Here is a 26,766-nt window from a genome sequence, read left to right as displayed (position 1 = left end):
CGGGACGTGCCGCGCGGGGAGCGCCGTACGGCGCTCCCCGCGCGGGTCAGCGATCGGCGGTGCCCGCCGCGTCCCGGTCGGCCGCGGCTGCCGCCGATTCGGCCGCGTTCACCTTCTTCTGCATCTCGGCCAGTCGCGAGGGCCCGCCGGACGGCGCCGTGGCGGACGCGGCGTCGGGCGTGGTCTTCGGGGAGGCGCCGTCGTGGTGGGCGCAGCCCGCGCCGAGGGCCACCACCAGCGCGGTGGCCGCGGTCAGCGCCAGGGCGCGACGCCGGACCCGCATCAGTTCGCCGCCTTCCCGTCGCCGTTGGCCGCGCACCACGTCTTGACGGCCGCCAGATCCTTCTGGCGCTGTTCCAGGTTGGTCCGCAGCGACGTGCGGAAGTCCAGCCGGTCCTGGAGGTAACCGGCGATCTCGGTGTGGCCCGCCTTCTTCGCGTTGTCGACCCGCTTCCGCAGCCGTGCCACCGAGCCGCGTGTTCCGGCTCCGGCGTCGAGCCGCTTCAGGGCCCGTGCGATCCGGCGGTCGATCTTCGGTACCCGCTTGCACAGTGCGTGGGCCCCGTCACCGGCCGGCTTGGCGGTGGGTGTGCTGTCGGCCGCGGAGGCGGTCCCCGCCGCGCCCGCCAGGACCGCTGTCACGGCGAGCCCCGCGAGCAGGGTGCGCGTGCGACGTCGTACGTTCATCTGCCTCTCCGTTCCTTCGGCGACGGCCGGGTCGGCCGTCCGCCGCGAGGGAGGCTAGGGAAGGTCTTTGGGGAAACTCTGTGACCGGTTTGTCCCGGCTGTGCCGATGAGCCAGTCCCGCCGGTCCGGCAGCCCGCCACCGCCCGGGGGCAGCCGTACGGCGAAGCGGGCGCCGATCCCGTCGGGTCCGTCCGTCACCGTGACGCTCCCCCCGTGCAGCGCCGCCTGCTGGGCGACGAGGGTCAGACCGAGTCCGGAGCCCGCGCTGTCCGGGCCCCGCTGGAACCGCTCGAAGACCCGGCCCCGGGCGGCGGGCGGCACGCCGGGCCCGTGATCGTCCACCGTGATCGCGACCTCGTCCGCGGTCGCACTCGCGGCCACCCGGACCCACGCCCGGCCTCGCGCGTCCCGTCCGTGCGCCAGGGCGTTGCCGAGCAGGTTGTCCAGCAGCAGCCTGAGGCCCGGCTCCCAGCCGTGCACGGTGAGCCCGGGGGCGGCGTCCAGGGTGATCTCGGCGTCGGGGGCCCGGCGGCGGGCCTCGGCGACGGCCGCTTCCGCGACATCGGCGAGGTCGACCGGGCCGAACGCCTCCGCCTCCACCAGGTCCCCGCGGCCCAGCTCGCGCAGCATCACCAACAGGCCGAGAAGCCGGGTGTGTTCGCGCCGCAGGTCGGTGAGGACCTCGGCGCGGTCGGGTGCGGGCAGGCCCGGGTGGTCGGCGAGGATGTCGAGGTTGGTGCCCATGCTCATCAGCGGCGTGCGCAGTTCGTGCGCCGCGGCGGCGGAGAAGGAGCGGGCGGTGTCCAGGGCCTCGGCGGTGCGGGCGGCCTGTTCGTCGTAGCGGGCGAGGACGGTCCGCAGGGTGGCGGCCAGCTCGTCGACCTCGCTCACCCCGGTGCGCCGGTCGTCCGGCCGGGCGCTGCTGGTGCGCGGGTCCAGGCCGGCGGTGCGGCGGGTGAGGCGGCGCAGCGGGGCGCTCGCACCGCGGGCCAGTCCCCAGGCGAGCAGGCCGGACAGGGGCGCGGCGAGGAGCGCGGCGAGGAGCACGCGGCGCCGCACGAGCCGGAGTTGGGTGCGGTCGGCGGCGTCGGTCGAGAAGACCCACAGGGTGGCGGTGGTGCCCCGCAGGGGGCGGGCCAGGGCCCGCCAGCTGCGGGCGCCGTCGCGCACGGTGACCGGGCCGACGGGACGTGGCGGGAGGGTCGCGGACGGACCGGGCTGCGGGCCGCCGCGGAAGTCGGCGTCCGGTCCGACGACGCGTACGCCGACGTCGAGGGCCGCGCTGAACAGCTTTCGTTCCCTGGTGTCGGCGGCCTTGGGCCGGCCGTTCGCCGAGGCCCGCAGCAGGGACCGGGCGTCCGGGGCGATGGCCGAGGCCCGCTCGCGCAGATGCTGGTCCTCGGTGCGGTGCAGGTCCCGGGCTACCAGGTGCAGCAGCAGCCACCCGGAGGCCAGGACCAGCAGCGGGACGGTGCAGCCGACGGCGAGGCCGATACGGGTGGAGAGTCTCACGGCGTGTTCCCGGCCTCCCTGAGCACGAAGCCGACTCCGCGCACGGTGTGGATCAGCCGCGGTCCTCCGTCCGCCTCGAGCTTGCGCCGCAGATAGCTGACGAAGGTGTCGACGGCGTCGGTGCGCACGTCGAAGTCGTAGCCCCACACGCGTTCCAGGAGCTGGTCGCGGGTCAGGACGAGTCCGGCGTTGCGGGCGAGCACCTCGAGGAGTTCGAACTCGCGACGGGTCAGGTCCAGCGGGTGGCCGTCCCGCCCGGCGGTGCGCGCCGCCGGGTCGATGACCAGGCCTGCCACCCGCAGCACCGCGCGGTCGGCGGGCGGCCGGCGGCGCAGCAGCGCGTGCAGCCGCAGTACCAGTTCCTGCAGGGCGAACGGCTTGACCAGGTAGTCGTCGCCGCCCGCCTGGAGACCGGCGATCCGGTCGGCGGTCTCGTCGAGGGCGGAGAGCATCAGGACCGGCAGGTCCCGGCCCGAGGCGCGCAGCCGTGTGCACACCTCGATGCCGCTCATGCCGGGCATCGACACGTCGAGTACCAGGACGTCCGGCGGTTCCTCGTCGATCGCGGTGAGCGCCCCGGGCCCGTCGGCCGCGGTCCGCACCATGAAGCCGTTCAGCCTCAGGCCACGCTCCAGCGACCGGCGGATCGCCGCGTCGTCGTCGACGACCAGCACCGCACCGGGGCACGCGTTGTCCCTCATGCGCCCTCCCTCATCGCCCGGTCAGGGTACGTCCTGTCTCAGCCGCCTCGTGTCAGCTCCCGTTCGGCGACCGTCCGGAGGCTGTGGGGCGGGCGGCCGGTCACGCGCTGGACGGTGTCGGTGGTGCGGTCCTCGGCGCCCTGGGCGATGGCACGGTCCAGGCCGGCCAGCAGGGCGGGCGAACCCACGCGGCATGGACGCGGCCAGACGGTCGCGCAGCTGCTCGTACGTCAGATCGCGGTGCACCACGGGGCGGCCCGTGACCCGGGTGACGGTGCCGGCTAGAGATCGCCCTGCCCGTCGGCGCCATGGTCGCTACGGCGGTGCGCAACGGCCGGCCCACGGTCCCCAGCCCCCGGATGCGGCTGCCCCCCGGTGACGAACTCCTGCTCGTGTCGCACGAGGCGACCGGGCAGGAGGTCCACGCGGCCTTCCGGTGAGCGGCTGGGCCCGGCAAGGTCCTAGCCCCGGCCGAGTGCTTGCGTGTCACTGCTTCTGGGGGCGCACGATCACGACCGGGCAGCTCGCGTGCTGCGACACGTGCTGGCTGACGGAGCCGAGCAGGGCGCGCGCGAACCCGCCCCTGCCCCGGCTGCCGACGACCAGGACGTCGGCTCCTTCGGCGGCCCGCAGCAGGACATCGGCCGGGTTCCCGTGCACCACATGGGTCCGGACCGAGCCCGCGGCGTCCGCGCCGAGCACGTCGGTCAGCTCCCGGCTCATCTTCTGGCGGGTCTCGTCCTCGTCGACGTCCATGTCCACGGCGGGCGCCGACCAGCCGTACAGGCCCGGCAGCTCCCACACCGCGACCGCGTCCACGGTGCCGCCGACCAGACCGGCGTAGCGCACGGCCCAGCGCAGGGCCTCGTACGAGGACTGCGACCCGTCGACACCGACCACCACCCGGCGCTCGGAGGCATCCTTGTCCATGTGTCCCACCACTCCTTCGGTGTCGCGCCCACCGGGCCGGTCCGCCTCTGCTCTCCACGCTGCGGGACCGGTCGCCGCACCGCCAGAGAAGCGCAGCCGGCGGCATGACGGACGGCGGCGCGTGCGGGCGTCGGCGCGTGCGGGCGTCGGCGCCCGCAGCACGTCACTCCGCCGCGATCCAGGCGTTCCCACGCGCAGTCCACCGCGCCAGGCGGAGGAGGCCGATGCTTCGGCCGACGGCTCGCGCGACGCCCGTAGGGCGGCCTTCCCGGTCACCGCGGCCCACGAGCGCGTGGAGACCCGAACCGCACCCCGGTCGGTCACCGACCGGCCTCGGGTCCGCCCCACAGCCGCGGCGTGACGGGGCGCAGACGCGACGACTGCCTCACGTGCATCCGTGTCACAGCTGAGCACCACCGGTCCGGCGCCGGGCGCCGGCGGTCCCGGGCGGGGCCCCGACGCATCCTCATGAATGCCGTTCGGCCCCAGGGCAGCGGCGGTTCGCCGGTGACGCCGGGGTTGTGTCGACGTCCCTCTGCACATGCGGGCCGTGCGGTGGGAGGACGTACGTGTGGCCCTCCCGGCCCCACTCCCCGTACTCGGGCATCAGGCCGGCGTCCATCGCCCGCAGGCAGGGACGGCCGATATGGGCGTAGACCAGGCGTCCGATCCGGTGCCGGGCCGCTTCCGCGCCGACGGCCCGCACGGGAGCGTGGCCGCCCACGCCACCACGGAACCGGATGGGGTGGTCCCAGCACGAGGCCTCCGCGAACATCAGGTCCGCGTCCACCGCCCACGCCGGGAAGGTCCAGAATTCCGGTGCCCACACCGCCACTCCCCGCCCTCCCTCGATCCGGTAACCGCACGTCGGGTGAGAGGTGTGCGCGACCGGCAGTGCCCTGACGCGCAGTTCGCCCAGGTCCGCGTCCGTCATGCGCGGCACCAGCCCGCGCTCTGCGGCGAGTCGCCGCAGGGCGGAGCGCAGCTCGGCTTGCTCGTCTGTGACGAGCCAGGCGTCCAGCCGGCCCTCCGGCAGCTCCGCCCCGGGTCCGCTGTCGAACGCGACCCGATGTCGGCCACAGGCAACCAGCAGACCGGCCGGTGCGAAGCGCGGCGACGCCATGGCGCCGACGCCCAGCAGGGTGAGCCGGACCCCCAGCCCCATACCCGCTCACCTCCCGAACCCGACTCGGGCATCGTCTCAGGCCGGCGATTCGCTGGACCGGTGCCGTCCGGCCACGCACAGGGGCCCTTCGGCCCACTGCGGGCGGGGTGATTCCCGGCGGATGGTCGATGCGGGCCCGAAGGAAGGAGGGGCCGGCATGCCGTGGGAGACCATCCAGAAGAACATCCCGCTGCGCACCGCGCCCAATCTGCCCGAATCCGGCACACTCCGCGGCCCGCCGCGCGGCAATCGTGGAGGACCGGGGGCACGGCACTCGCCAGATCGCGGTGCGGCCGGTGTGAAGTCAGACGCCCCGCACGGGTCAGGAGTCGGGGGGCGTATCCCGGGCGTCGTCCGTCCGGTGGTCAAGACTGCCGGAGACCGACACCACGCACCCGAGCACGGGCCGCCCACCTCGCGGCCACGGGGCCGCCGCCCCGTGCGGCGGTCGGGTCCGCGTGGCAGGTTGGATGCAGCACCATTCTGAGGAGAGGGCGACGATCATGCGAGCTCACCTCGGCGACCAACTCGTCATCGAAAGCCCGGCGACCGGCGCCGCCCGGCGCGACGGCGAGATCGTCGGACTCCACCACGAGGACGGAACACCCCCCTACGACGTGCGCTGGTCCGACACGGACGAAGTGACGCTCGTGTTCCCCGGGCCCGACGCCCACATCCACCACCTCGAGCACGGACAACCAGGGCACGCCCGCGGGCCGCGGCCGGACACCGACGAGGTGGTGAGCGTCGCGACCCCGCCGACCGGGACACGGAACCCTGGAGACATCGGCCGACGCGTGGCCGCGGAACGCCGAAGGCGCGCGCTCAGTCGGGAGGAAACAGCGGGCCGCGCCCGGATGTCGCCCGACTACCTGGCGTATCTCGAGGACAGCCCCGCCGACCCTACCTTGGCGACTCTCATCAGGCTGGCCGACGCACTGGGCACCACGGTCGCCGCGCTGCGCGGCGGGAACATCGATCTCCCACCCGGCCAGGGCCACGCACTGCTCCACCCCCAGCTGCGCGATCTCGGCCCGGAGGAGTGCCGCACCCTGCTCTCCACGCACGGCGTGGGGCGCATCGCGGTATCGGCGTCCGACGGCCGCCCAGCGGTCGTCCCGGTCAATTACGAGGTCGTGGACGACGCCATCGTCTTCCGGACGGCGCCCGACTCCGTGGCCGCGGCGGCAGTGGAGCGGGAGGTCGCCTTCGAGGTCGACCACGTGGACGAGGCACTGAGCCAGGGCTGGAGCGTGCTCGCCGTCGGCCGGGCAAGTGTGGTGACCGACCCCGAGGCCGTGCGCAGGATCACCCAGCAGGCGCACACCACACCCTGGGCGGGCGGTGAGCGCGAGATGTGGGTGTCGATCCGGCCCACGAGCCTGACGGGCCGCCGTATCGCTCCGGACGATCGGTAGGCGGCCACGGTTCACACGCGGCTCAGCCTGGGCCGGGACCCGCGCCGGCGAGCCGGGACCCGACGTCCACGACACTGCGGACCGCCGCTCTGCGGCCTCTTCTCCCTCGTGCTCGGCGGAACCGACGACTGCCGCGGTGCCCTCGTACGTGCCCGGACGAGGTCGCCGACGACCGGTACACGCCCGGCAGACCTGCTCCGCCCTACATGGACACCCGGGGTGACGGTCAGTACACGTCCCGCACATAGCGCTTGTCGGCGGCGAGTTGTTTGACGTACGTCGCCGCCTCCGCCTCGTCCAGGCCTCCGTGGATCACCGCGATGTCCCGCAGGGCCCGGTCGACGTCCTTGGCCATGCGGGAGGCGTCGCCGCAGACGTAGAAGCGGGCGCCGTCCTGGAGCCAGGACCACAGCAGAGGGCCGTGTTCGCGCATCCGGTCCTGGACGTAGACCTTGGCGCGCTGGTCGCGCGAGAAGGCGGTGTCGAGGCGGGTGAGCGTGCCCTCGGCCAGGAACGCGGTCAGCTCCTCCTCGTAGTAGAAGTCCGTCGCGCGGTGCTGTTCGCCGAAGAACAACCAGTTCGGGGCGCGGTGGCCACGGGCCCGGCGTTCCTCCAGGAAACCGATGAAGGGCGCGATGCCCGTGCCGGGGCCCACCATCACCGCCGGTGCGGCCGGGTCGGCGGGCGGGCGGAAGTGCGGGGCCCGCTGGACGCGGACCGGCACCGGCGTGCCCGGCTCGGCGTCGGCGAGGAAGGGCGAGCACACGCCCTGGCGGGGGCGGCCGGCCAGGTTCTCGTAGCGGACGACGGAGACGGTCACCGACACCAGGCGGGGGTCCGTCAGCGGGCTGGACGATATGGAGTACAGGCGGGGTTGCAGGCGGCCCAGCACGTCGGCCCACTCCTGTGCCCCGGCCCGGATGCCGAACTCGGCGACCACGTCGACGGCCTGGCGCCCCCAGGACCACTGTGCCAACTCGCCCTTGTTGTCCGGCCGCAGGAGCTTGCGCGGCTCGCGCGGGTCGCGGGCGCGCTCGGCAACGAAGCGCAGCAGGTCGGGGGTGATGCGGGTGATGTCCAGACGGCGCAGCAGGGCCTCGCCGAACGGCATGTCTCCCACGCTCCTGACCTGCACCGTCGTGTCCGCGTCCAGGCCGGTGACGGCCAGCCACTCCGTCACGAGCTCCGGCCGGTTGACCGGGTGCACCGCCAGGGCGTCCCCGGCCTCGTAGTCGAGCGGCGTGTCGCTGTCGCGGGTGTCGAAGGTGAAGCGCCGGACCTCCTTGCCCGCGCCGGGCATGCTGAGCAGGCGGTTGCCGGTGAGGCGGGCGGTGACGGGGGCGGGACGGCTCGGCCGGGGAGGCACCGGGGGCGAAGGCGCCGGGGAGAGGGGGGCGGCGGGGGTTGGCTGCTCGGCTGTCCGCAGGGCGGTGAGGACCTGGTCCAGCCAGGCCCCGGCGGCGGTCTCGTAGTCCGGTTCGCAGTCGGTGCGCGGTGCGAGCCGTACCGCGTCCAGTTCCTCCATACGCCGGTCCAGGCGGCGGCCGTGGCCGCAGAAGTCGTCGTAGGAGGAGTCGCCGAAGGCCAGGACGGCGTACCGCCTGCCCTTCAGGCGCGGGGCCTCGGGCGCGGCGAGGGCGTCCCAGAATCCGGCGCCGTTGTCCGGGGCGTCGCCGTCGCCGAAGGTGCTCGTGATCAGCAGCAGGTCGGCGTCGGAGGGCAGCGCGGCGGGGTCGGTCTCCGCCATGGGCTGGAGGGCGGCGGGATGGCCGTCCGCCGTGAGGCGCTGCGCCGCCGTGGTCGCGAAGTCCTCCGCGTTCCCGGTCTGTGACGCCCAGAGGATCACGACCTGGCGGCGTACCGCGTCCGGGGAGGGGGCGGACGAGGACGGGGAGCCGTCACGGCCGTACGCCGTGGGACGGCGCGCCTCGGTCCTGGAGTACATCCCGGCCAGTACGCCGTTCACCCACAGGGCGTGTTCCGGGCTGAACGGGGCGTCCGGCGGCAGCACCGGTACGCCCGGGAGGCCGGAGGGGATCCCGGCGAGGAAGCCGGTCAGATAGCGGCGTTCGTGTTCGGCCAGGACCGGGGGCGGCGCGGGCTCCAGCCCGAACGGGCCGGAAGCGGTGAGGGAGTCAAGGGCGGCGGGGGCCGGTGCCGTGACGTCTGCGGCCGTCGGGGCCGTGGCCGCCGTGCCGGCCGGGGCCGGGACCCGCACCGTCACCGGGGCGGCCACCTTGGTCAGCGACACCGCGCACACCTTGAACTCGGGCTGGAACGACAGCGGGTCGACGGCGTCGCTGGTCACCGCGTTGACGCTCAGATACTCGCCGAACAGGTCGTTCCAGTGGAACGGCGCGAAACAGCAGCCCGGCCGTACCCGGTCCGTGACGACCGCAGGCAGCACGGCGCGTCCGCGCCGCGAGGCGACCTCCACCGAGTCCCCCTCGACGAGGCCGAGTTCGGCCGCGTCCTGCGGGTGCACCTCGAGGAAGGGGCCGGGGTTCAGCTTGTTGAGTGTGGCCACCTTGGCCGTCTTGGTCAGGGTGTGCCACTGGTGCTGGAGGCGGCCGGTGTTGAGGACGTACGGGTAGTCGTCGTCGGGCATCTCCGCCGGCGGGATGTGCGGTCGGGCGTGGAAGACGGCACGTCCGCTCACGGTCGGAAAGGTCGGCGAGCCGTTCGCGCCGAGGTACCGGACGGGGTTGCGGTCGGGGCCGTCGGCGGTCGGGGCCGGCCACTGCACGGGCGTTTGCCGCAGCCGCTCGTAGCTCACCCCGCGCAGGTCCCAGCCGGTCGCCGGGTTCCAGGCGCGCCTGATCTCCTCGAAGACCTCCTCGGCGCTGTCGTACGCGAAGCCCTTCTCGTAGCCCATCCGACGGGCCACCGCGGCGATGATCCGCCAGTCCGCCGTCGCCTCGCCGGGCGGATCGGCGGCCGGCCGGGCCAGGGTGAGGGTGCGCTCGCTGTTGACCAGGACCCCCTCGGTCTCGGTCCACAGGGCGCCGGGCAGGACGACATCGGCGTACGCGTTGGTCTCGGTCTCCGCGAACACGTCCTGGGTGACGACGAACTCGGCTGCCTCCAGGCCCTCGATGACCGTCTTGCGGTTCGCGACGGAGGCGACCGGGTTGGTGCAGATGATCCAGCACGCCTTGACGTCCCCGTCGGCCATCTTCCGGAACATCTCGACCGTTCCCCTGCCGACGCCGTCGGCGCGCAGGGTGCCCGGCTCCAGCTCCCACAGCTCCTCGACGAAGGCCCGGTCGGCGTCGACCAGGACCGAGCGCTGCCCGGGCAGCCCCGGCCCCATGTACCCCATCTCCCGGCCGCCCATGGCGTTGGGCTGGCCGGTGAGGGAGAAGGGTCCGCTGCCGGGGCGGCAGAGCGCGCCGGTGGCCAGGTGCAGGTTGACCAGGGCGTTGGTGTTCCAGGTGCCGTGCGTGGACTGGTTCAGGCCCATCGTCCAGCAGCTCGTCCACTCCCCCGCCTCGCCGATCAGCCGGGCCGCCTCGCGCAGGTCGTCCTCCGGGACGCCGGTGATCTCGGCGACGGTGGCGGGCGGGTAGTCGGCGAGGAAGGCGGGCATCGCCTCCCAGCCCTCGGTGTGCGCGGCGATGAAGCCGGGGTCGGTGTGGCCGTTCTCGTGCAGCAGGTGCAGCAGACCGTTGAGCAGGGCGAGGTCCGTACCGGGCTTGAGCTGCAGGAACAGGTCGGCCTTGGCGGCGGTGGCGGTACGCCGCGGGTCCACGACGATCAGCTTGGCGCCCGCGCTTTTCACCCGGTCCATCATCCGCAGGAAGAGGATGGGATGACAGTCGGCCATGTTCGAGCCGATGACGAAGAAGAGGTCGGCCCTGTCGAAGTCCTGGTACGAGCCGGGCGGCCCGTCCGCTCCCAGCGACAGCTTGTAACCGGCGCCGGCGCTCGCCATGCACAACCGGGAGTTCGACTCGATCTGGTTGGTGCGCAGGAAGCCCTTGGCCAGCTTGTTCGCCAGGTACTGCGCCTCCAGGCTCATCTGTCCGGAGACATAGAACGCGACCGCGTCCGGGCCGTGCTCGTCGACGATCGCGCGCAGGCGCCGGGCGGTCTCGGCGACGGCGTCCGCCACGGGCACCGGCTGCGGTTCCTCACCCCGGTCCGGCCGGACCAGGGCGGTGGTCAGCCGGCCCGGGGCCGCGAGCATGTCCGCGGTCGTCGCGCCCTTGGTGCACAGCCGGCCGAAGTTCGCCGGGTGCTCCTTGTCCCCCGACGCCTTCAGGACCGTGCGCCGCCCGTCCGGTCCCGTGCCGACGTCGAGGACCAGGCCGCAGCCCACCCCGCAGTAGGAGCAGACCGTCCGCACCTTCGTCGTGCCCTCGCTCCGCGAGCCCGGCGCGGCCACGGGCGCCTCCCCTCTGCTGTGCTCGACCTGATCTCACCTTCCGTGACGGTACGAACCGCTCATTACGTGGGTGTCTCCACCCCTGATCACCAGGGGTTACGCGCACCGCACAGGGCCTGGGAGGCGGGTGTGAGCACGGGCTTCGCCCCACGGAAGGGAGACAACCCCGGCCGGCGTGGGCGCCGTCCGGGGCCGGCCCCCTCCGTGCGGCTGCCGGAACGGCGGGGGTCAGTGGCGGTGGCCGCGATCCTGGAGGCTGTGATCGCCGTGGTGGCCTTCGACGTGGTTTTACGTCCGTTTGGTGGTGACGGCGTCGTTGACGGTGCCGAAGTCGGCCGCGCCCCGCATCGCGTCGTAGGTGCCCGTCCCCAGCAGTTCGGCGGTCGCGCGCTGGACGGTCCCGTACGCGGTCTGGGCGAGCGCGGTGCCCACGCTGACACGGCGGACGCCGACCGCCTCGAACGCCGTCACCGGCGGCGCGCCGGGACCCGTCATCACATTGACCGGCAGGGGGCTGCGGCGGACCAGTCCGGCCACCGTGTCCAGGTCGACGAGCCCGGGAACGAACAGGCTGTCGGCGCCCGCGTCGGCGTAGGCCTGGGCCCGGGTCAGCACATGCCCCACGCGCTCCTCCGCGGCGCCGATGCCGAACAGGAACACATCCGTGCGCGCGTTGATCCACAGACCGGGCAGGCCCGCTTCCTCGGCGGCGGAACGGGCCGCGCGCAGGCGTACGGCCTGAGCGGACACGTCGTACAGCGGCCCGCCCGGCGCCTGTGAGTCCTCCAGGTTGACACCGACCGCGCCGGCCGCGATCACCGCGCGGACGGTGGCCGCGACATCGTCGGCGCCTGGTCCGTAGCCGCCCTCGATGTCGGCGCTCACCGGCACGTCGACCGTGTCGGCGATCCGTCGTACGGCCGCGGCCATCTCCTTGCGCGTCAGGCCGTGGCCGTCGGGCCGGCCGGCCGACCAGGCGACACCTCCGCTGGTCGTGGCGATGGCCCGGGCACCCGCCTGGGCGATGAGCGCCGCGCTCGCGGCGTCCCACGCGTTGGGCAGCACCAGCGCGCGTCCGTCGGACGCCCTGTGCAGCGCGCGCAGGGTGTCGGCCCGTTCCAGCTGGGCAGTCTGCATGATGGATCCCTTCGGTACTGACGGCTGTCGAGTCGGTTCGGTCAGGTGGTCGCCGTGGGGAGTTCCTCCGCCACGGCCAGGTGGGTCGCGGCGAAGGCGCGCCAGGGTCGCCATGCGGCGGCTGCCCCGGCGCCCGCCTCGTCCGGTGTCCGCGCGAGGGCGCCGCCGACGGCCGGGAAGGCGTCGTCGTAGCCCAGTCGCAACGCGATCCGGTGTGCGGTGTCCTCGGTGACGCCGGGGACGGCTCCCACGGCACGCACGAAGTCCGCCAGGCAGGAGCCCCCGTCGAACAGTGTGTCGTCCTGTGCGGCGGCGCGGGCCAGGGCGCCGAGTGTGTCCGCCGTGTCGCGCGGCAGTCCGGCACCCTTCAGGTCGGCCGAGGCCACCACCTGGGCGGACGGGAAGAGGTGCGTCAGGCCGTGGCCGAGCCCGGGAACCGGCTGTCCGGCGGCCACGACCAGGGCCGCCAGCTGCTCGCGCGCCCGTGGCCGTGCGGCGTACTGGCCGAGCACGGCGTTCACGGCGATCTCGAAGGCTCCCCAGGCTCCGGGCACCCGCAGCCCCGGGCGGGCCGCGATCAGCGGGCCGATCGAGGGATCCGCGGCCAGGGCGGACTCCGCCGGGGCGATGTCCGCGTCCACGCCGAAGATCCGGCCGACGCGCTCGACGACATGGATCAGCCCTTCCCAGAACGGCAGATGGGCCCGCAGCAGCAGATGGTCCTCGCCGCCCGCACGCACCTCCAGCAGCCCGGCCTCACCGTCCAGGCTGATGGTGCGCCGGTACACGCCCTCCCGCACCGACTCCACGCCCGGTACGGCCCGCTCGGCCAGGAACGCCAGCAGTGCCGGCCAGTGCAGGGGCGGTGCGAACGGCAACCGCATCACCAGCCCGCCGTCCGCCACGAGCCGGTCCGCCCGCCGGCGCCGGCCGCGCAGTTCCAGCGGCGAGGCCCGGAACACGAACCGCATGTCCCGGTTGAACTGCCGTACGCTGCCGAATCCGGACGCGAACGCCACATCGGCCACCGGCAGATCCGTGTCGTCCAGCAGGCGCCGCGCGAAGTGCGCGCGGCGCGAGCGGGCGAGCTGGTCCGGGGTCACCCCGAGGTGCTGGGTGAACAGCCGCCGCAGATGCCGGGGCGACACGGCGAGCCGGGCTCCGAGCGCGGCCTCGGTCCCCGTGTCCAGCGCTCCCGCGATGATCAACTGTACGGCTCTGCACAGTAGTTCGGGGACGTCCGCGGCGATCGGCCCGGCCACCCGGTAGGGCCGGCACCGCAGACACGCCCGGAAGCCGTTCGCCTCGGCCGCCGCCGGGTGCTCGAACGTGCGCACGTTCTCCGCCAGCGGCTTTGACCCGCAGCCCGGCCGGCAGTAGATGCCGGTGGTGACCACGGCCGAGTAAGTCGTCATGTCCCCTTTCTAGGCGATCGGCCGGTCCCGGTGCTGGCCAGATTCGGACATGACCGTGACCACCCGGCGGGCCGGCCGGGGTGTCCCGCCGCGAAACCCGTTTCGGGTCCTGCCCGGACGCCTCTACTGTGGCGCGGTGACGACTCAGGTGATCGTGCTCAACGGTGGTTCCAGCTCGGGGAAGTCCGGGATCGTGCGGTGCCTGCAGGCAGTCCTGCCGGATCCCTGGCTGGCTGTCGGGACGGACACACTGGTTGCCGCGATGCCGGCCGCCATGCTCACATCGGCCGGCGGAATCGGGTTCGCCCCGGACGGAGGGGTGAGCGTCGGGCCGGAGTTCCGGACCCTGGAAGCGGCATGGATCCAGGGGGTCGCCGCGATGGCCCGTGCGGGCGCCCGGGTCGTCGTCGACGAGGTCTTCCTCGGCGGGGCGTACTCACAGCGGCGGTGGCGCGAAGCCCTGGGGGACCTGCGGGTGCTGTGGGTCGGTGTCCGGTGTGACGCCGCGGTCGCCGCGGGCCGTGAGGTCGCGCGGGGAGACCGGACCGTCGGCATGGCCGCCTCCCAGGCGGAGGTGGTCCACCACGGCGTGACCTACGACCTGGAAGTGGACACCGCGCGCGCGGAGTCGATGGACTGCGCACGGACCATCGCCGCACATGTCGACTCCGGCACCCGCTGAGTCCAGCTGTGTCGCGGGGCCGGCGTCAGGTGCCCGGTGTCCGGGCAGCGGCTGCGACACCTGGGCCGGTCAGCTGGTGACCGTGCTCGCGACCAGGTTGAGGGTGGTGGCCAGGATGCCGGTGCCGAACACGTAGGACAGCAGTGTGTGCCGTAGCACGATCGCGCGGATCCCCGGGCTGCGGACGGCGGTGTCGGAGACCTGGTAGGTCATGCCGAGGTTGTAACTGAAGTAGAGGAAGTCCCGGTAGGCGGGCGGCTGGTCGTTGTTGAAGTCGATCCCGCCGGCGGACGCGTCGTAGTAGAGGTGGGCGTAGCGGGTGGCGTACATCAGGTGCAGCGCCGCCCATGCCAGGAAGACACCGGCGAGCGCGGTCGGGGCAGCGGCATGACCGGCTCCGGACTCGTTCAGGAGGAGGAGCAGCACGATCCCGACCAGTCCGCACAGCGAAGCGGCCACCACCACCAGCTCTTCCATGGCGGGCCGCAGGTCCTCACGCCGGGCGTTGCCATGGGTCGCGGCGGCGTCCATCGGCCACAGCACCAGCCAGCCCGTCACGACGAGGACGGCCTGCGTTGCCGCGATCCCGGCGAGGATCCCCAGTGGTGGGCGCGTCGCCGCGCCGACGGCCGCTCCGACCGCCGCTCCGACGACCACCGCGCCGGCCAGCCTGGGAACCGCGGACAGCGGCAGCCACTTGCTCATGCGACACAACGATAACGGCGTCAGAATGGGCCCATGACCACCGTCTTGGCGTTTCACGCCCACCCGGACGACGAGGTGCTCCTGACGGGCGGCACGCTCGCGCGGGCCGCGGCCGAGGGACATCGCGTGGTGATCGTCGTCGCCACGGACGGCCTCATGGACGCCGCACCGGACGGCGAAGCGCCGCGTCTGACCGAACTCCGCGCCAGCGCCGCCGTGTTGGGCGTGCATCGCGTGGTGCACCTGGGGTACGCGAACAGCGGCCACGGCGCGATCCTCTATCCCGATCCGCCGGACCGGCCGCGCTTCGTGCGGGCGGACACGGAGGAGGCGGCCGAACGGCTGGCCGCCGTCCTCCGTGAGGAGGACGTGGGTGTGCTCCTCAGCTATGACGCCCGCGGCGGATACGGCCACCGCGACCACGTCAAGGTGCACGAGGTCGGCCAACGCGCCGCCGAGCTGGCCGGGGTGCCCCGTGTGCTGGAGGCGACCATGCCGCGCGACGGGGTGACCCGCCTGGTGAAGCTGGTGCGCGTGCTGAGGATCCCCCTGCGCTTCGACCCGGACGCGGTGCGCACCTGCTACACCCCGCGCGCGGCCATCACCCACACCGTCGATGTCCGGCGCTTCGCCGGGCGGAAGCGGGCCGCTCTGGCCGCCCACCGTTCACAGGTCTCGGGCACGGGCCGGCTGGCCGCTGTGATGAGGGTGCTGGTGCGCCTGCCGGTTCCTGTCTTCGGACGGCTGCTCGGCCGGGAATGGTACGTCGAGGCCCGCGCGGCGACTGCGGACGATGCCGTCCCGGACCTCTTCCGTCCCGCCTCGTAGCGTCGGCTCCGGGCCCGTCTACATCCGGTCCGGTGCCGAGACGCCGAGCAGCCGCAGCCCGTTGCGCAGGACCAGCCGGCTCGCGTCCGTCAGCCACAGCCGGGCCCGGGTCCGGTCGTCCGGGGCCTCGCCGGCCCGCGGCAGGACCCGGCAGGCGTCGTAGAAGCGGTGGTACGTGCCGGCCAGTGCCTCCAGGTAGTACGCCACCCGGTGTGGCTCGCGCAGGGTGGCCGCGGTGGCCACGACCTGCGGGAACTCCGCCAGCGTGCCCAGCAGGTCGACCTCCCGCCCATGGCTGAGCAGGGCCGGGTCGAAGTCCTCCGGGCTGCCCTTGCCGAGGCCGGCCTCCTTCGCCTTGCGCAGGACGGAGCACAGCCGGGTGTGCGCGTACTGGACGTAGTAGACCGGGTTGTCGTTCGACTGCCGGGTGAGCAGGTCGATGTCGAGGTCGATCATCGTGTCGACGCTGGCCCGCGCCAGCGCGTACCGGGCGGCGTCGACGCCGACCGCCTCGGTCAGGTCGTCGAGGGTGAGGACCGTCCCCGCCCGTTTGCTCATCCGGACCGGTGTGCCGTCCTTGACCAGGTTGACCAGCTGGCCGATCAGGATCTCCAGGTGCCGGTCCGGATCGTCGCCGAAACAGGCCGCCATGGCCCGCATCCGGCCCACGTAGCCGGCGTGGTCGGCGCCGAGCATGACGACCACCCGTTCGAAGCCCCGGGACCGCTTGTTCAGGTAGTACGCGCAGTCCGCGGTGAAGTACGTCCAGGAGCCGTCGCTCTTGACCAGGACCCGGTCCTTGTCGTCGCCGAAGTCCGTGGTGCGCAGCCAGACCGCGCCCTCGTCCTCGAAGACGTGGCCGCCGTCGCGCAGTCGGGCGACGGCGGCGTCCAAGTCCCCCTGGTCGTGCAGGACCTTCTCGTTGAAGTAGGTGTCGAAGTGGGTTCCGAACGCGTCGAGCGATGTCTTGATCTCGTCGAACATCATCTCCGTGCCCACCGCCCGGAACACGGCGAAGGACTCCGCCCCGGGCAGGTCCAGGGCATCGGGCCGCCGGCGCAGCACGGCTGCCGCGATCTCCTCGACGTACGCGCCGCTGTAGCCGTCCTCGGGAACCGGCGAGCCGTGCGCCGCGGCGAGCAGCGAGCGGACGAAGCGGTCGATCTGCACTCCGGCGTCGTTGAAGTAGTACTCCCGCGACACGTCCGCGCCGGCGGCCTCGAGCAGCCGGGCGAGCACGTCGCCCACGACCGCCCAGCGGGCTCCGCCGATGTGGACCGGGCCGGTGGGGTTCGCGGAGACGAACTCCAGGTTGAGCCGCAGGCCGCCCAGCCGGTCGGTGCGGCCGTAGGCGTCGCCGGCCAGGACGATGTCCCGGGCCAGGGCGCCGATCGCCGCGCTTTCCAGTGTGATGTTCAGAAAGCCGGGGCCGGCGACCTCGGCCTTGGCGACTCCCGCGGCCGCGCTCACCAGCGGCGCCAGCACCTCGGCGACGGCCCGGGCGGGCAGGCCCGCGGACTTCGCGAGTTGCAGGGCGACGTTGGTCGAGTAGTCGCCGTGGCCGCGGTGACGGGGGCGCTCCACGCGGATCTCCTCGGGCACCTGCGCCGAGATGCGTCCGGACTGGATGGCCGTGTGGATGCCGTCGGAGACGACGGCCGCGAGATCTGCTGGAGTCACGACGCCGACGCTACTGGAGCCAGCGCTGCCCATGACATCGATTTTCGGGGGCGCGACGCCGTGCCCCGGCTCGCCGGTGCCGCCGGTGCGGCGGCGGTGCGCGGCCGGGGCTCACCAGCCGGTGACACGTTCCCAGACATGCTCGATGGCCGGTGCCGGGCCGGCGCGGCGGGTGCCGTCGACGACGTGGTAGCCGCGGTGCTGGGCCGCGGTGGCGCAGGCGTGGTTGGGCAGGATGCGCAGGCGGGTGCCCACCGGCAGGTGGGGCAGGTCGGCGCCGTCGCGGGCCGTGAGGGTGCCGTGCTCCTGGCTCGCGGCCGTCATGACCAGGCCCGGGATGAGGCGGCCGGCGAGGTCGGCCACCAGGCCGTAACCCTGGTCCTGTGCCTGCGCGGCGGTCCCGCGGTCGCGGGACATGGCCATCCAGCCGCCGTCGGTCAGGATCCATCCGTACTCGGGGCGGTGCCCGATGACGGTCACGACCACCGACAGGGCGATGTCCTCGACCCGGCAGACCCCCAGCCCGGCCATGACCAGGTCGAAGAAGACGTAGTTGCCCGCGCGCAGTTCGGTGACGCCGGTGAGGTCGTCGGCGGCGTGGGCGGTGGGGGTGGAGCCCACGCTGACGGTGTGCACCGGCAGGCCGGCCGCGCGCAGCCGCTCCGCGGCGGCGACGGCGGTGTCGCGTTCGTTCTTCGCCGCGAGGCGCTGTGCCTCGGCGGTGGGGGCGAAGTAGGACTCGCCCGCGTGGGTCAGGACGCCGTCCAGACAGCCCGCGTCGTGCAGGACGCGGCCGATCTCGGGGAGCGCGGGGTCCTCGGGCCTCAGTCCGCCGCGGTGGCCGTCGCAGTCGATCTCGATCTGGGCGGGCAGCGGGATGCCCGCCCGGCGGGAGGCGTCGGCGACGAACGCCGCCTGCTCGGCGCTGTCCAGCAGGACGCGCAGGGTGATGCCGCGGCGCAACAGCGCGATGACGCGCGGGAGTTTGTGGGGGTCGATGCCGACGGCATAGGTGAGGTCGGTGTAGCCGCCGTCGGCGAACGCCTCCGCCTCCGCCAGCGTGGAGACCGTCACCGGGCAGGGCGTGCCGGAGTGCAGGAGGGCGGCGACGTCGAGACTCTTGGCCGTCTTCATGTGCGGGCGCAGGGTGACCCCGAGCCTGTCGGCCCTGTCCTTGAGGCGTGCGATGTTGCGCCGCATCGGGTGGATGTCGGCGACGGCGAAGGGGGTGTCCGGGTCGGCCAGGGTCACTGGGGTGTTCACAGCAGTGTTCACGGTGCTAGGTCCCGCTTCTTCAGGATCGGACGGGTCGAGCCGCGCGCTCGGTGGTCATGAAGTGCCGCCGCTACTTGGCGTAGTTGTAGACCGTGGCCCGGGAGACGCCCAGCAGGTCCGCGATGGTCTGGGCGGCGTCGCGGGAGTCGAAGTAGCCGTCACGCTGCAACTGCCGTACGAGTTCCCTCTTGTCCTCCCGGCTCAGCGACCTGGGAGTCGCGGCGCGCTCCGCGGCACGGGCCTCCACCGCCCGGCGCAGTTCGCGCGCGTTGCGGTCACGGAGGGTCTCCAGGGGCTGTTCGCGGTGCTCGGTCTCCGTGGCCACCAGGTTGGACAACGCGAGGGTCACCGGGGACAGGACGGACACGTCCAGGTTCAGGCAGAGGGCCGCGATGTACTGCCCCGCGGCGTTCTTGATGCCGATGGACGTGCTTTTGGCCGGGCGGCCGTCCGGGAACTGGTTGGGGTAGTTCTGGATGACGCTGGGGTAGTCGGGGTCCTCGATGCGGGCGAGCCCCAGCTCCGTGGCGGAGTCGCCGATCCGGCGGCCGGAGAGGTTGTTCTCGATCGCCCGGATCGCATGCCGCGGATCCCGCAGGTCGTGCAGGACGACTTCGCACAGCCCCGGGAACATGCGGCCCAGCGCTACGGCGATCTTCTCGGCTTCGCGGATGAGATGCTCGTCGGCCTCGGCGGAGGCCGCCGCCCTGGGTGCCACCTCGTCCACGGAAGCCCTCCACCAAGCTCTTGGACCGATTGTCCATCTCTGGATAAGTAGTCTAGGTGAGACTCCCTGTTTGTCCAGCCGAGGGGCCGTACGGGATCGGCGGCCCGCCCGGGGAGCCGGGCAGGCCGCCGATGTCCAGCGGACCGGGGTTACAGGGCGCGTTCCAGGCGGTCCGCCATCAGCTTGACGAAGCGGGCCGGGTCCTTGGGCTGGCCGCCCTCGGCGAGCACCGCCAGGCCGTGCAGGACTTCGGCGGTCTCGGTCAGCTCCGTGCGGTCCTCGCGCTCCTTGTACGCCTGGTTGAGGCCCTTGACCAGCTGGTGGTCCGGGTTGAGTTCCAGGATCCGCTTGGCGCGGGGTACCTCCTGGCCCATCGCGCGGTACATGTTCTCCAGCGCCGGTGTGAGGTCGTTCGCGTCGGAGACGACACAGGCCGGGGAGACGGTGAGGCGGGAGGAAAGGCGCACCTCCTTGATGTCCTCGTCCAGCTGCTCCTTCATCCAGTCGAGCAGCCCGGCGTACTCCTCGCTCCGCTTCTCCCGCTCGCCGTCGCCCTTGTCCTCGCCCGTGGCGTCGAGGTCGATCTGTCCCTTGGCCACGGACCGCAGCTTCTTGCCCTCGTACTCGCCGACGGCGTCGGCCCACACCTCGTCGACGGCGTCGGTGAGCAGCAGCACCTCGATGCCCCGGTCACGGAAGGCCTCCATGTGCGGGGAGTTCTCGATGCTCTGCCGGGACTCGCCGGTGAGGTAGTAGATGTCCTCCTGCCCGTCCTTCATTCGTTCCACGTAACCGCTGAGCGTGGTCGGCTCGGTGTCGTGGTGCGTGCTCGCGAAGGACGCGAGGGCGAGGACGGCGTCGCGGTTCTCCGTGTCGGTGACCAGTCCCTCCTTCAGGACGGTGCCGAACTCCCGCCAGAACGTGGCGTATCGCTCCTGGTCCTTGGTCATCATGTCCTTGACCGTGGACAGGACCTTCTTCGTCAGGCGTCGCCGGATCATCTCGATGTGGCGGTCCTGCTGGAGGATTTCACGGGAGACGTTGAGCGAGAGGTCGGCCGCGTCGACGACGCCCTTGACGAAGCGGAGGTACGGCGGCAGCAGCGCCTCGCACTCGTCCATGATCAGCACACGCCGGACGTAGAGCTGCAGGCCGCGCCTGAAGTCCCGGGTGAACAGGTCGTGGGGCGCGTGCTCGGGGAGGAACAGCAGGGCCTGGTACTCGAAGGTGCCCTCGGCCTGGAGCCGGATCGTCTCCAGCGGGTCGCGCCAGTCGTGGGCGATGTGCTTGTACAGCTCGTGGTACTCGTCGTCGGACACCTCGTCGCGCGAGCGCGCCCACAGGGCCTTCATCGAGTTCAGCGTCTCGGGCCCGGGTGCCTCGTCGCCCTGGCCGGCAGAGCTCTCCGGGACCATCCGGATCGGCCAGGTGATGAAGTCCGAGTACCGCTTGACGATCTCCCGGATCTTCCACGGGGAGGTGTAGTCGTGGAGCTGGTTCTCCGGGTCGGCGGGCTTCAGGTGGAGGGTGACCGAGGTGCCCTGCGGCGCGTCGTCGACCGGCTCCAGCGTGTACGTGTCCTCGCCGCGCGACGTCCAGCGGGTGCCCTGGCTCTCGCCGGCGCGCCGGGTCACCAGGGTGACCTCGTCGGCCACCATGAAGCCGGAGTAGAAGCCGACGCCGAACTGGCCGATGAGCCCCTCCGCCCCGGCGGCGTCCTTGGCCTCGCGCAGTTCCTGGAGGAACTTCGCGGTGCCGGAGTTGGCGATCGTGCCGATGAGCTGCCCGACCTCGTCGTACGACATCCCGATGCCGTTGTCCCGCACGGTGAGGGTGCGGGCGTCGTTGTCGACGTCGATCTCGATGTGCAGATCGGACACGTCGGCGTCCAGCGAGTCGTCCCGCAGCTTCTCGAGACGCAGCTTGTCCAGCGCGTCGGAGGCGTTGGAGACGAGCTCCCGCAGGAAGACATCCTTGTTCGAGTAGACCGAGTGGATCATCAGCTGCAGCAGCTGACGGGCCTCTACCTGAAACTCAAGTGTTTCAGTCGGCATGTTCGCGCATTCCTCACAGGTGTTATCGCCGGAAACTGACGCCAGCCACTGTAAAACACCTTGTCAGGGAGCTGGCCGGGATATGGCACCGGTGGCTGGATCTGGCCCCCGCGGCACCCGCGACACCGGGGGCGACGACCGCCCGCGGGACTGGCGGGCAGGGATGGGCGAGCACACGCGGTGCACGGATGGGCGCAGGACCGGGGTGTCGGCGGTATCGGTCGTATCGGTGGTGAGCCGGCGGCGCAGCGCCTGCCGGGCGGCGAACCGAGACGGCCTCGGCCCGTGCCCTGCTGGTGTTCGGCGCGAGGGCGCGGGAGAGGGAGAGGGAGAGGGACAGCGTGTCCGGGGCGGCCGGCGGCGGCACCGCCCCGTTCTCGCCGCCCTCACAGGAAAAGCCCTGGCACCTCACCCGGGGGGTCGTGCGGTTCCGGGCGCTCGTGCTGATCGCCTTCCGGCTCTCGGGGCACCAGTGGCCCCGGACGCGCGGCCCGGTGGACACGGCACTCGAACGACGGCCTCCCCGCTGCCCGCCTCGTCGGACGCGATCTCCGCCCGGGGCGGCCAGGGCCTGCCGTGCCGAGCCGTGCGAGCCGTGCCGTGCCGTGCCGATGAAACAACTCCCGCCTCCGCGCCGTACGTTCGCGTCACGCGCATGCAGCTGCGACCCGCCCTCCCCCGGCCCGCATTACCTGGAAAGTGATCGCCCCCGGCGCCCCCAGACGGCAGGATGTGGGACATCAGCAGCCGACCGACCCGGAAGGACCCCATGTCCGCCTACGCGATAGCCCACCTTCAGGAAGCCGCCCCCCACCCGGAGATCGCCGAGTACATCGCCCGGGTCACCGCCACCTTCGAGCCGTACGGCGGCCGGTTCCTCGTGCACGGCGCTTCGCACGAGGTGAAGGAGGGCTCCTGGCCCGGGCATGTCGTCGTGATCGGCTTCCCGTCGATCGACCAGGCACGGGCCTGGTGGGACTCCGACGCGTACCAGGCCATCGCGCACCTGCGCTCCCGGCACATCGAGGGGGACATCATCCTCGTTCCGGGCGTGAGCGAGGACTACGACGCGACGGTCACCGCACAGACCATGCTGGAAGCCCTCGCCGACCACGGCTAGGGGGTTTCGTCTGGATCAGCCCGGGTCCGCGACGCCCGGCACGGCACCTCTCGCCCGTCGGCGGCCGGCGGCCTCCGTCCACGCGCTGACACCGGAGCGCGCGGTGCGGACAGCCGTCGAGCCGGTGTCTGATCGCCCGTTCTCACCTGGAGTACGTCGATGTCCGTTCGCCGTGTCATGCCCGTGGTCCGGTCGGAAGCCGTGCAGGAGAGCCGGGAGTTCTACGGCCTCCTGGGGTTCGAGGAGGTCATGAACCATGGCTGGATCATGACGCTCGCCTCCCCTTCCTCGCCGGCGGCGCAGGTCAGCTTCATGACCCGCGACAAGACCGCCCCGGTCGAGCCCGACATGAGCGTCGAAGTGGATGACGTCGACGCCGTCTACGCGGTCGTGCGGGAGAGCGGCGCGGAGATCGTTCATCCCCTGCGGGACGAGGAATGGGGTGTGCGGCGCTTCTTCGTCCGTGATCCCAACGGCCGGGTGGTCAACGTGCTGAGCCACCGCTGAACGCGGGCGGGTCGGGGTCTGCCGCCAGGTGGTGCAGTGCGGGTTCGAGGACCCGGTCCGGACCCGGTGCGCAGGTGTCGCCCCTGCACCGGTCACAGGCCAGGGCATGGAACGCGGCGATCCCGACGCGAGCGCCGGGATCGCCGGCCATGGCGACGAGTTCGCCCGTCGACTCGGTGTGGATCACCGGGTGTCCAGTTGCCGCATCTGGGAGAAGAGATCGACGACGCCCCAGATCTCGGCGATCCGGCCGCCCTGGAAACGGAAGATGAAGATCTCGCCGTAGGTGACGGACCTGCCGGTCGGCGGCACACCACGGAATTCACCCCGGTGGGTCCCGGTCACCGTGTTCCTCGCCACGACCTTGTCCCCCTCGGCGATCACATCCTCGACCGCGACGTGGATGTCGGGGAACGCGCCGAGCAGCACCGTCCACACCTGTTTGAGCGCCTGCACCCCCGTCATGCCCATCGGTACCGGCGCGTGGAAGAGCACGTCCGGCGCGACGAACTCATCGATCGCCTTCGAGATCGTCTCCGGATCGCCGCTGTTCACGGCGTCGTGAAAGCGGCGGGAGAGCTCCTTGTTGCGAGTGGTCTCCTCTGTGGGCATACGACTCCTCCTCGTACGGGTGCGCGCCCGCGACAACGTCACGGTGAGCGCCTCGGGTTCCATCCCCTTGTGACCGGGCCGGGGGCCGTTCAGACCGCGGCCTGGTACTGCGCGCGCAGCGGGGCCAGCGCCTGCGCCCAGCTCAGCAACTCCTCGACCAGCCCGTGCACTTCGGACACGTGCAGCTCCCGCGGACGGAACTCGGTGAAGTTCTCGAAGTCCTCGCGCAGCGTCAGCGCCACCTGCGGTCCGATGTCGGCCATGCGCAGAACACCCGCCTGGGCGCGCAGCTTCTGGATGGCCATGACCGCGCCGAAGACGCCGTATCCGACGTAGCCGACGGGTTTTCCGCCCCACTCCTCGTAGAGGTAGTCGATGGCGTTGGTCAGGGCGGCCGGCGGGGCGGTGTTGTACTCGGGCGTGACGACGACGAAGGCGTCGTACGAGCCGATCCGCTCCGCCCACCGCCGGGTGTGCGGCCGTCCGCCCCGTGCCATACGCGCCGGTACCGCCTCGTCGAGCAGCGGCAGCGCGTGGTCGTTCAGGTCCACGAGCTCGAAGTCGGCGGTGTCGCCCGCGTGTCCGGCCGCCAAGTGCCGTACCCATGCGGCCACCCGGTCGCCGTTGCGGCCGGGGCGGGTGCTGCCGATGATGATGCCGACCCTGGTCATGTCCGATTCTCCTGATCTGCTTCCGGTGCGTGCTCGTGCGTGGTGAACAGGTCCGCGGGTTCCTGGAAGCCCATGTCCAGGCGAGCCTGGTGTGTGGCGCGCAGGAGGGCCCAGGCGTCCGCGACGGGACCCATGTGAGTGAGCTTGTCGGGGTTGCTGACCGTGCGGATCGTCTGGATCCGCCCGTCGAGGATGTCGAGTGTCCAGGTGTTGACGATCTTGCCGTCGCGGTCGCGGAAGACCGCGCCGGGCTGACCGTTGACCTGGTGTGGCGCCATGACGCCGCCGATTACGGCGAACGGTGGGAGGAGCATGGCGAGCATGCGGGACACCTGGTCGGCGCCGAAGAGTCCACCGGACCACTGCGGGGCCTTGCCGCCGCTGTCCGCGATCAGCTGGACGTCGGCGGCGAGCAGGTCCCGCAGCGCGTCGACGTCGCCGTCCTTCAAGGCGTCGAAGAACCGTTCAGCGAGTTCCTCGCGTTCCTTGCGGTCGGCCTCGAACCGGGGCCTGCCCGCCTCCATGTGACGGCGTGCGCGTACGGCGAGCTGGCGGCAGGCCGACTCGGAGCGTCCCACCGCCGAGGCGATCTCGGGGAAGCCGAAGGCGAACACCTCACGCAGGACGAAGACCGCCCGTTCGAGGGGGGTGAGCCGCTCCAGCAGGAGCAGGGACGCCATCGACAGGGAGTCGGCGAGCTCCGCCGCGTGCTCCGGATCCTGGTAGGGGTCGGTGAGCAGTGGCTCGGGGAACCACGGCCCGACGTACTCCTCGCGCCGCACACGGGCCGAGCGCAGCACGTCGACCGAGATCCGGGTGACCGTGGCCGAGAGGAACGCCCTGGCCGATGTGGGCCGGGTCGGGGAGAGGTCGTAGCGCAGCCAGGTCTCCTGGACCGCGTCCTCGGCCTCGGTCACGCTGCCCAGGATGCGGTAGGCGATGGAGAACAGCAGCGGCCGCAGTTGCTCGAACTCCTCGACCCGGCTCACGCGGGCACCTGTCCGAAGCCCGCGCACCCCGCCGGAGGAACCCCGGCTCCTTCCGCCAGGACCACCCGCATCCCCATCGCCTCCTTGATTCCGTGCCGTTCTCCGGAATCTGAGACGAGACAGCCCTGCCGTCTGTGACATGGGCGAGGGAAAAGTCCGCGGAAACCTGAGGCGTGGGATGCCGCGAACGCCCTCGCGGCACCTGGCGGCAGGCGCGCACGGCCCTCCGTTTCACCGGCGAGCGTGCACCTGCTCCTCCGCGACGACGGCTTGGTACCGAGGCTCCTGCGCGCCTCGCGCGGCAACCCGGACTGGCCGTCGAGCGCGTGGCAGGCGGTCCCGAACGCCTGGAGCCGCGGGACACCCACCGCACCGGCGACTCCCCGCGCGGCGTCTCAGACGGGGCGCTCGTCCCGAGGCGGCGGGGCCGCGCCGGGCTGACGGGGTCTGACGGGCAGGAGGGTGCGGCCGTGGGACTCGTTGATGACGGTCGCCGCCGACGTGTACCAGGCGACGAGTCCCGTGGCGATGCCGAACCATCCGCCCACCTGGGTCATGGCGTGCGGCTCCGCTCCCGTCTGGAAGGCGCCGATGGCCAGGAAGAGGTAGGTGAGCGTGAACAGCACCAGTACCAGCAGGACGCCGAGGTTGACCCGCAGCGCGGCGACGGCCATGTAGGCCGTGAAGATCGCCCACCCGAGCAGGAACAGCCCGAGCGCGTTGTGAGCGCCACCGGCGAGCGCCAGGCGCGGCGTGATCCACCAGTAGGTCAGCCAGAAGGCCCCGTACGACACGAACGCCGTCGCGCCGAACGTGTTGCCGCGGCGGAACTCGAACAGACCGGCGGCGAACTGGGCGAGGCCACCGTAGAACAGGGCCAGGCCCAGCACCGGCACGACGGCGGCGGTCTCCGTCAGCAGGTGGGTGTTGACGATCGAGAGCAGCAACGTCGTCAGGGCGAAGCCGGCCAGGCCCAGCGGTGCCGGGTCGCCCGCTACCGCCGGGCGCGGGTTGTCCGCGCGTGGCCGCTCCGGGTGGAGGCTCCTCGTGTCCTCGTTCATGTCCGGCATCCCTTCGACCAGAGCAGAGGACCAGCAGCCGACGCTCGCCGAGCCCACGAACGTGCTGGTCGGAACCCCCGAGGCGGGCTGACGACACTCGCGTGTCGCCTGCGTCTACCTTTACGAAAAGTACCCATTTGTCGCATCTATTAGCCCTTCCGGGGATCCCCTGCCGGTCCCCGCCGGACGCGGGCGGCGCGTGGTGTGAGCGGGTCAGTCCGCCGTGGTCGCGACGACCAGGCCGAACCCGATCAGTACGAGGCCCGTCCTCACGGCCGGACGCACCACGCACCCGGGCCTCTGCAGTAACGGCCCGGCCTTGGCCGGCAGCAGTGTGCAGCCGCCCAGCCAGGTGACGGTGGGGGCGGCGCGCAGGAGGACGAGGAGGGCCATCGCCCAGGCGACCGGCACGTGCGGCGGGGCCGGCGTGGGCCATGGCGGTCTCGCCGGTGGCGACGCCGCCGGGCCCGCCCTGGGTGAGGCCGGCGGCGAGGACGCGGGCC

The 26,766-nt window shown here is 72.5% G+C and carries 25 protein-coding genes and 1 pseudogene; 6 read left to right on the top strand and 20 right to left on the bottom strand.

Annotated elements, in window-relative coordinates; genetic code table 11:
- Positions 1-46 precede the first annotated feature (46 nt).
- The 5 genes and pseudogenes from ACWC94_RS29110 to ACWC94_RS29090 all read right to left on the bottom strand — a co-directional run.
- Positions 47-283, bottom strand: coding sequence for a hypothetical protein (locus tag ACWC94_RS29110; protein ID WP_450800156.1), 237 nt, complete (start codon positions 281-283; stop codon positions 47-49).
- A complete protein-coding gene (locus tag ACWC94_RS29105; protein ID WP_450800155.1) occupies positions 283-687 on the bottom strand; it encodes a hypothetical protein in 405 nt (134 codons plus the stop codon). Before ACWC94_RS29105 ends, ACWC94_RS29110 begins: the two co-directional genes overlap by 1 nt.
- Before the next feature lie 54 nt (positions 688-741).
- Positions 742-2,199 (bottom strand): sensor histidine kinase, encoded by a 1,458-nt coding sequence (locus ACWC94_RS29100; protein WP_450800154.1) that lies wholly within the window; start codon positions 2,197-2,199, stop codon positions 742-744.
- The gene (locus ACWC94_RS29095) at positions 2,196-2,900 is read right to left on the bottom strand and encodes a response regulator transcription factor (RefSeq protein ID WP_450800153.1); all 705 of its coding nucleotides are present in this window, start codon (positions 2,898-2,900) and stop codon (positions 2,196-2,198) included. The genes ACWC94_RS29100 and ACWC94_RS29095 overlap by 4 nt, the downstream gene beginning before the upstream one ends.
- A gap of 38 nt (positions 2,901-2,938) precedes the next feature.
- A pseudogene (locus ACWC94_RS29090) lies at positions 2,939-3,185 on the bottom strand (ergot alkaloid biosynthesis protein); the annotation flags it as partial.
- Positions 3,186-3,208: 23 nt separating this feature from the next.
- On the opposite strand from ACWC94_RS29090, the gene ACWC94_RS29085 reads away from it, so the two are divergent.
- The gene (locus tag ACWC94_RS29085; protein WP_450800152.1) at positions 3,209-3,340 is read left to right on the top strand and encodes a hypothetical protein; all 132 of its coding nucleotides are present in this window, start codon (positions 3,209-3,211) and stop codon (positions 3,338-3,340) included.
- A 46-nt stretch (positions 3,341-3,386) separates the two neighbouring features.
- On the opposite strand, the gene ACWC94_RS29080 is transcribed toward ACWC94_RS29085, so the two are convergent.
- Both ACWC94_RS29080 and ACWC94_RS29075 read right to left on the bottom strand, forming a co-directional pair.
- Positions 3,387-3,830, bottom strand: a complete 444-nt coding sequence (locus ACWC94_RS29080; protein ID WP_450800151.1) for a universal stress protein — start codon at positions 3,828-3,830, stop codon at positions 3,387-3,389.
- A 466-nt stretch (positions 3,831-4,296) separates the two neighbouring features.
- Entirely contained in the window at positions 4,297-4,995 is a 699-nt protein-coding gene (locus ACWC94_RS29075; protein WP_450800150.1) for a hypothetical protein, read from the bottom strand.
- A 503-nt stretch (positions 4,996-5,498) separates the two neighbouring features.
- On the opposite strand from ACWC94_RS29075, the gene ACWC94_RS29070 reads away from it, so the two are divergent.
- Positions 5,499-6,413, top strand: a complete 915-nt coding sequence (locus tag ACWC94_RS29070) for a pyridoxamine 5'-phosphate oxidase family protein (protein ID WP_450800149.1) — start codon at positions 5,499-5,501, stop codon at positions 6,411-6,413.
- A gap of 226 nt (positions 6,414-6,639) precedes the next feature.
- On the opposite strand, the gene ACWC94_RS29065 is transcribed toward ACWC94_RS29070, so the two are convergent.
- The 3 genes from ACWC94_RS29065 to ACWC94_RS29055 all read right to left on the bottom strand — a co-directional run bounded on the left by ACWC94_RS29065 (position 6,640) and on the right by ACWC94_RS29055 (position 13,352).
- Positions 6,640-10,800 (bottom strand): molybdopterin-dependent oxidoreductase, encoded by a 4,161-nt coding sequence (locus ACWC94_RS29065; protein WP_450800147.1) that lies wholly within the window; start codon positions 10,798-10,800, stop codon positions 6,640-6,642.
- A gap of 288 nt (positions 10,801-11,088) precedes the next feature.
- On the bottom strand, positions 11,089-11,937 hold the full coding sequence (locus tag ACWC94_RS29060; protein WP_450800146.1) for an isocitrate lyase/PEP mutase family protein: 849 nt from the start codon (positions 11,935-11,937) through the stop codon (positions 11,089-11,091).
- Positions 11,938-11,978: 41 nt separating this feature from the next.
- Positions 11,979-13,352 carry a bifunctional transcriptional activator/DNA repair enzyme AdaA gene (locus tag ACWC94_RS29055; protein WP_450800145.1) on the bottom strand — a complete coding sequence of 458 codons (1,374 nt, stop codon included), beginning with the start codon at positions 13,350-13,352 and terminating at the stop codon, positions 11,979-11,981.
- Positions 13,353-13,488: 136 nt separating this feature from the next.
- Between ACWC94_RS29055 and cpt the strand changes: the two genes are divergently transcribed.
- Positions 13,489-14,034, top strand: coding sequence for a chloramphenicol phosphotransferase CPT (gene cpt, locus ACWC94_RS29050; RefSeq protein WP_450800144.1), 546 nt, complete (start codon positions 13,489-13,491; stop codon positions 14,032-14,034).
- A gap of 69 nt (positions 14,035-14,103) precedes the next feature.
- On the opposite strand, the gene ACWC94_RS29045 is transcribed toward cpt, so the two are convergent.
- Positions 14,104-14,739: a DUF1345 domain-containing protein gene (locus ACWC94_RS29045; protein ID WP_450800143.1), complete on the bottom strand. Its 636-nt coding sequence runs from the start codon at positions 14,737-14,739 to the stop codon at positions 14,104-14,106.
- Between the two features lie 33 nt (positions 14,740-14,772).
- Between ACWC94_RS29045 and ACWC94_RS29040 the strand changes: the two genes are divergently transcribed.
- Entirely contained in the window at positions 14,773-15,567 is a 795-nt protein-coding gene (locus tag ACWC94_RS29040; RefSeq protein WP_450800142.1) for a PIG-L deacetylase family protein, read from the top strand.
- 18 nt (positions 15,568-15,585) lie between these two features.
- On the opposite strand, the gene argS is transcribed toward ACWC94_RS29040, so the two are convergent.
- The 4 genes from argS to htpG form a co-directional block, all read right to left on the bottom strand.
- Complete coding sequence (gene argS / locus ACWC94_RS29035) at positions 15,586-17,247, bottom strand: arginine--tRNA ligase (protein WP_450800140.1); 1,662 nt, start codon at positions 17,245-17,247, stop codon at positions 15,586-15,588.
- A 111-nt stretch (positions 17,248-17,358) separates the two neighbouring features.
- Complete coding sequence (locus tag ACWC94_RS29030; protein WP_450800160.1) at positions 17,359-18,447, bottom strand: DSD1 family PLP-dependent enzyme; 1,089 nt, start codon at positions 18,445-18,447, stop codon at positions 17,359-17,361.
- A 145-nt stretch (positions 18,448-18,592) separates the two neighbouring features.
- Entirely contained in the window at positions 18,593-19,249 is a 657-nt protein-coding gene (locus tag ACWC94_RS29025; RefSeq protein WP_450800139.1) for a helix-turn-helix transcriptional regulator, read from the bottom strand.
- A 149-nt stretch (positions 19,250-19,398) separates the two neighbouring features.
- A complete protein-coding gene (htpG, locus tag ACWC94_RS29020) occupies positions 19,399-21,303 on the bottom strand; it encodes a molecular chaperone HtpG (RefSeq protein WP_450800137.1) in 1,905 nt (634 codons plus the stop codon).
- Positions 21,304-22,072: 769 nt separating this feature from the next.
- Between htpG and ACWC94_RS29015 the strand changes: the two genes are divergently transcribed.
- Both ACWC94_RS29015 and ACWC94_RS29010 read left to right on the top strand, forming a co-directional pair.
- Entirely contained in the window at positions 22,073-22,423 is a 351-nt protein-coding gene (locus tag ACWC94_RS29015; RefSeq protein ID WP_450800136.1) for a DUF1330 domain-containing protein, read from the top strand.
- A 159-nt stretch (positions 22,424-22,582) separates the two neighbouring features.
- On the top strand, positions 22,583-22,930 hold the full coding sequence (locus ACWC94_RS29010) for a VOC family protein (protein ID WP_450800135.1): 348 nt from the start codon (positions 22,583-22,585) through the stop codon (positions 22,928-22,930).
- A 183-nt stretch (positions 22,931-23,113) separates the two neighbouring features.
- On the opposite strand, the gene ACWC94_RS29005 is transcribed toward ACWC94_RS29010, so the two are convergent.
- From ACWC94_RS29005 to ACWC94_RS28985, 5 genes are all read right to left on the bottom strand, one after another.
- On the bottom strand, positions 23,114-23,542 hold the full coding sequence (locus tag ACWC94_RS29005; protein WP_450800134.1) for an ester cyclase: 429 nt from the start codon (positions 23,540-23,542) through the stop codon (positions 23,114-23,116).
- Positions 23,543-23,631: 89 nt separating this feature from the next.
- The gene (locus ACWC94_RS29000) at positions 23,632-24,213 is read right to left on the bottom strand and encodes an NADPH-dependent FMN reductase (RefSeq protein ID WP_450800133.1); all 582 of its coding nucleotides are present in this window, start codon (positions 24,211-24,213) and stop codon (positions 23,632-23,634) included.
- A complete protein-coding gene (locus ACWC94_RS28995; protein ID WP_450800132.1) occupies positions 24,210-25,202 on the bottom strand; it encodes an RNA polymerase sigma-70 factor in 993 nt (330 codons plus the stop codon). Before ACWC94_RS28995 ends, ACWC94_RS29000 begins: the two co-directional genes overlap by 4 nt.
- 395 nt (positions 25,203-25,597) lie before the next feature.
- Positions 25,598-26,263, bottom strand: coding sequence for an acetate uptake transporter (locus tag ACWC94_RS28990; RefSeq protein WP_450800131.1), 666 nt, complete (start codon positions 26,261-26,263; stop codon positions 25,598-25,600).
- A 213-nt stretch (positions 26,264-26,476) separates the two neighbouring features.
- Positions 26,477-26,656, bottom strand: coding sequence for a hypothetical protein (locus ACWC94_RS28985; RefSeq protein ID WP_450800130.1), 180 nt, complete (start codon positions 26,654-26,656; stop codon positions 26,477-26,479).
- Between the last annotated feature and the right edge of the window lie 110 nt (positions 26,657-26,766).

The sequence above is a fragment of the Streptomyces sp. NPDC001135 genome (assembly GCF_053598395.1).
This window is presented reverse-complemented; position numbering and strand designations above follow the sequence as displayed.

What these genes read in the sequence shown, in the direction of transcription:
- ACWC94_RS29110 (WP_450800156.1), bottom strand. Translation starts at nt 283, where the DNA reads ATGCGGGTCCGGCGTCGCGCCCTGGCGCTGACCGCGGCCACCGCGCTG.
- ACWC94_RS29105 (WP_450800155.1), bottom strand. Translation starts at nt 687, where the DNA reads ATGAACGTACGACGTCGCACGCGCACCCTGCTCGCGGGGCTCGCCGTG.
- ACWC94_RS29095 (WP_450800153.1), bottom strand. Translation starts at nt 2,900, where the DNA reads ATGAGGGACAACGCGTGCCCCGGTGCGGTGCTGGTCGTCGACGACGAC.
- ACWC94_RS29085 (WP_450800152.1), top strand. Translation starts at nt 3,209, where the DNA reads ATGGTCGCTACGGCGGTGCGCAACGGCCGGCCCACGGTCCCCAGCCCC.
- ACWC94_RS29080 (WP_450800151.1), bottom strand. Translation starts at nt 3,830, where the DNA reads ATGGACAAGGATGCCTCCGAGCGCCGGGTGGTGGTCGGTGTCGACGGG.
- ACWC94_RS29075 (WP_450800150.1), bottom strand. Translation starts at nt 4,995, where the DNA reads ATGGGGCTGGGGGTCCGGCTCACCCTGCTGGGCGTCGGCGCCATGGCG.
- ACWC94_RS29070 (WP_450800149.1), top strand. Translation starts at nt 5,499, where the DNA reads ATGCGAGCTCACCTCGGCGACCAACTCGTCATCGAAAGCCCGGCGACC.
- ACWC94_RS29060 (WP_450800146.1), bottom strand. Translation starts at nt 11,937, where the DNA reads ATGCAGACTGCCCAGCTGGAACGGGCCGACACCCTGCGCGCGCTGCAC.
- ACWC94_RS29055 (WP_450800145.1), bottom strand. Translation starts at nt 13,352, where the DNA reads ATGACGACTTACTCGGCCGTGGTCACCACCGGCATCTACTGCCGGCCG.
- ACWC94_RS29045 (WP_450800143.1), bottom strand. Translation starts at nt 14,739, where the DNA reads ATGAGCAAGTGGCTGCCGCTGTCCGCGGTTCCCAGGCTGGCCGGCGCG.
- ACWC94_RS29040 (WP_450800142.1), top strand. Translation starts at nt 14,773, where the DNA reads ATGACCACCGTCTTGGCGTTTCACGCCCACCCGGACGACGAGGTGCTC.
- ACWC94_RS29030 (WP_450800160.1), bottom strand. Translation starts at nt 18,447, where the DNA reads ATGCGGCGCAACATCGCACGCCTCAAGGACAGGGCCGACAGGCTCGGG.
- htpG (WP_450800137.1), bottom strand. Translation starts at nt 21,303, where the DNA reads ATGCCGACTGAAACACTTGAGTTTCAGGTAGAGGCCCGTCAGCTGCTG.
- ACWC94_RS29015 (WP_450800136.1), top strand. Translation starts at nt 22,073, where the DNA reads ATGTCCGCCTACGCGATAGCCCACCTTCAGGAAGCCGCCCCCCACCCG.
- ACWC94_RS29010 (WP_450800135.1), top strand. Translation starts at nt 22,583, where the DNA reads ATGTCCGTTCGCCGTGTCATGCCCGTGGTCCGGTCGGAAGCCGTGCAG.
- ACWC94_RS29005 (WP_450800134.1), bottom strand. Translation starts at nt 23,542, where the DNA reads ATGCCCACAGAGGAGACCACTCGCAACAAGGAGCTCTCCCGCCGCTTT.
- ACWC94_RS29000 (WP_450800133.1), bottom strand. Translation starts at nt 24,213, where the DNA reads ATGACCAGGGTCGGCATCATCATCGGCAGCACCCGCCCCGGCCGCAAC.
- ACWC94_RS28990 (WP_450800131.1), bottom strand. Translation starts at nt 26,263, where the DNA reads ATGAACGAGGACACGAGGAGCCTCCACCCGGAGCGGCCACGCGCGGAC.
- ACWC94_RS28985 (WP_450800130.1), bottom strand. Translation starts at nt 26,656, where the DNA reads ATGGCCCTCCTCGTCCTCCTGCGCGCCGCCCCCACCGTCACCTGGCTG.